Here is a 3,286-nt window from a genome sequence, read left to right as displayed (position 1 = left end):
TTAGTCAAGCCTAAAACCTGAAGGAACCTTGACAGAGCGCAACTTTGTCCGTGAATAACAGCCGCCAAGAATGGGTGTCAACAGCGGAATAACAGCGTAATAACAGCGGAATCAGGCGGCGGCATTCGGCAGTTGAAGACCTGATTGTCCGCGTGAAGCTGCCGAATTTGATGCGTTTGGTGTAAACTGACTCCGCAGGAAAATGACCTGGCCGGGTAGCTTATAGCCGTGCTTATGGCCAGGCCTGGTGAAAAGGGACGAATCGCACAGAAGAAGGAGGTAGGGCAGTGATTATCAAAGTCTGGTTATTTATTATTGTGTTGACGTTGGTCAGTTGGTATCTGCTCAAACTGACCGGTAAGCCAACGCATATCGGCTGGGTGTTTTTGTTTTGGATTGTGACGATTCTGGGCGGGACGGCTTTCTTTTACATGGTATCGGTGTGGTTTGTGTCCAATCAATAGTGCCGTTCTGTCCGAGCGCGCAACCATTCGATAATGACCAGGCCTGCCAGTCCGATTCCCATCAGGATTAGGGCCGGTAGCGCCGCGGCTTCGTAGAGTCCTTCGGTACTGAGTTCAAAAGTACGAACCGCCAAGGTGTCCCAGCCAAACGGGCGCAGCAGATAGGTGGCGGGCAATTCTTTTAAAATATCCAGCGTGACCAAAAACAGTGCGGTCAGAATGCCCGGGGTCAGCAAAGGCCAGTAAATGCGTTTCATCAATTCAATGGGCGTGGCTCCGAGATTACGCGCGGCTTCGCTAATGGAGGGTTTAATGGTCTTGAAGCTGCTTTCAACCGGCCCGAACGCCACGGCGAGAAAGCGCACGACATAGGCGGTTATCAGGGCAAATAGCCCGCTTGTTAGCCAGAGTTGTTCGGAAAACAGACTGTTGAGTTCAAACAAAAACAGCATAACGCCAATGGCCAGCACCGACCCGGGCAGGGCATACCCCAACGTGGCGAAACGTATCCCGAGCGCTTGAAAACGATTGAGGCGCTGATTGTGCAGAATGGCGTTTAGAACCAGCGCAATGGCGACAGTGATGAGGGCGGCGCTGGTGGCGAGAGTTAGGCTGTTACGTGTCCAGTCCAGCAGGCGCGGATCCCAGGAGGTGAAGGCTTCGACGCTCCAGAGTGTCAGCTGTACCAGTGGCAGAATAAATGCCAGAAGCAGGACGCTGAAAACGTAGAGCACGGTAATGAGCGCTTTCAGTCCGGTCAGCGGGTAGCGATTTCTTTGCCTGGGTAACCCACTGTGAAAAGCGCGTTTTCCGCGTTGATAATGTTCCAAAGCCATGAGTGTCGCGGCGATGATCAGCAGCAGAGTCGATAATTGCGCGGCGGTTTCCAGTGAACGGTAGTCCACCCAGCTGGAATAGATGGCGGTGGTGAAGGTGTCGTAGTTAAACATGGCTACCGTACCGAAGTCCGCCAGCACTTCCATCAGCGCCAGTGACAGTCCGGCGATAATGGCGGGGCGTGCTAAAGGCAAGGATACGCGAAAGAAGGCTTGCAGGGGGGAAGCCCCGAGGCTTCGAGCGACTTCAGTGTAACTGGGTGGCTGAGAGAGAAAGGCGCTGCGGGTCAGAAGATACACATAGGGGTAGAACACCAAGCTCATAATAACCGCAATGCCCCAGACCCCCTCGCGAATGTCCACGCCGCCGCCGACACCAAAGGTTTCGCGTATAAAGCTTTGCAGCGGTCCGGCATAATCCAATACCCCGAGAAACACAAAGGCCAGCACATAAGCGGGTACGGCAAAAGGCAAAAACAGCAGCCACTCAAACCAGCGCCGTCCGGGAAACTCGCATTGTGTCACAAGCCAAGCGAGGCTAATGCCCAAGAAGCCGGTGCCGATGGCAACGGCAAACAGCAGTTGAAAGGTGTGGCTGAACAGTTCCGTCAGCAGCGTGTCGGACAGGTGCACCCAGAGGTCGCCATCAACTTGAATCCAAGAGAATCCCAAGCTGAGTATCGGCAGCGATACGAAGCCGATCAGGCACCAGAGTGCCAGTTGTGAAAAATAGTGAAAGGGTCGCCGTTCAAAGCCTGTCAAGTCAGTACCTGTGTCATTCGCAAGAGTAGGGCCATTATTTTAACCCGAAACATGAATTCGGGATGAGAATACGTCCTGATCTCGGCGAAAGTCGGGTTCCCGTTTATTTATAGCCCGCTTTTTGCATCAACTTAACCGCTTCTTCTTGGCCTTCGCCCACTTTGGCCAGATTGAGGTTGTCAGCTTTAAAGGCTCCCCAGCTGGCCACTTGAGGATCCAGAGGAATGTTCGGATTGGCGGGGTATTCTTTGTTGACGCGTCCGAACTGTGTTTGCGCCTTGTCGGAGGCGAGCCAGTCCAGCAGTTTCTGAGCCGAATCACGTCGTTTGGCGTGTTTGACAATACCGGCACCGGAGGTGTTGATGTGGGTGCCGTAGCTGTTCTGGTTCGCCCAGAAGAGTTTGATGGGCGTTTTGGGGTGTTTGTCTTGCAAGCGACCAAAATAATAGGTGTTGACGATGCCCAGGTCACATTGCCCGGCGGCAATGGCTTCCATGACGTGCGAGTCTTTGGCATGGGGTTTGGTGGCAAGATTACTCACCCAGCCTTGAAGAACCTGTTCGGTTTTTTCAGTGCCATCATGGGCGATCATGGCGGAGACGAGTGATTTGTTGTACACCTTTTTGGCGGTGCGTAAACACAGTTTGTCTTTCCACTCGGGTTGCGCCAGCGCTTCATAGCTGGAAAGCTGTTCCGGGCGGACGCGCTCCGAGTGGTATACGATGGTTCTGGCACGAACGGAGAGCCCTGTCCATAAGGCTTGAGGGTCGCGAAGGTGGGCGGGAATCTTCGTTTCAATGTGTGTTAACACCATGGGTTGAAATAAGCCCTGGCTGGCGGCATACCACAGATTGCCAGCATCGACGGTCATAAAAATATCCGCCGGGGTGTTTTCGCCTTCCGCTTTCAAACGCTCAATCAGGGCGTTGGCTTTGCCGGTTTGAAGTTTTACCTCAATGCCGGTTTCTTGGGTGAACTGCTCAAGAAGCGGTTTGATAAGGTGTTCTTTTCTCGAAGAATACACCACTAATTCGGGGTTGGCATAGGCGATGTTGGCGGTGCCTAGAAGTGCTAGGCTGCTGACAGCCAGAATAAACGTTGCGAAAGGGGACGTTTCAGTGTTGATTTTCACGGTCATCTCCGATTTGAGTCGTTAAATTGGCAGACGATTAAGCGGCTTGCCGGAATTGGATGTGAGTGGCGGTTAGGGTGCCATACTGGTCG

At 53.2% G+C, this 3,286-nt stretch carries 3 protein-coding genes; 1 reads left to right on the top strand and 2 read right to left on the bottom strand.

Annotation, left to right across the window (positions count from 1 at the left end; translation table 11 throughout):
• Positions 1 to 287: 287 nt before the first annotated feature.
• The gene (locus ACP5D0_RS03410; RefSeq protein ID WP_472364175.1) at positions 288 to 464 is read left to right on the top strand and encodes a hypothetical protein; all 177 of its coding nucleotides are present in this window, start codon (positions 288 to 290) and stop codon (positions 462 to 464) included.
• Here the strand turns inward: ACP5D0_RS03410 and ACP5D0_RS03405 are convergent.
• On the bottom strand, positions 458 to 2,062 hold the full coding sequence (locus ACP5D0_RS03405; RefSeq protein WP_472364174.1) for an ABC transporter permease: 1,605 nt from the start codon (positions 2,060 to 2,062) through the stop codon (positions 458 to 460). The genes ACP5D0_RS03410 and ACP5D0_RS03405 overlap by 7 nt on opposite strands.
• 103 nt (positions 2,063 to 2,165) lie before the next feature.
• Positions 2,166 to 3,194: an extracellular solute-binding protein gene (locus tag ACP5D0_RS03400; protein ID WP_472364172.1), complete on the bottom strand. Its 1,029-nt coding sequence runs from the start codon at positions 3,192 to 3,194 to the stop codon at positions 2,166 to 2,168.
• Positions 3,195 to 3,286: the final 92 nt, after the last annotated feature.

The sequence above is a fragment of the Hydrogenovibrio sp. genome, assembly GCF_049975065.1.
Lineage (GTDB): Bacteria > Pseudomonadota > Gammaproteobacteria > Thiomicrospirales > Thiomicrospiraceae > Hydrogenovibrio.
This window is presented reverse-complemented; position numbering and strand designations above follow the sequence as displayed.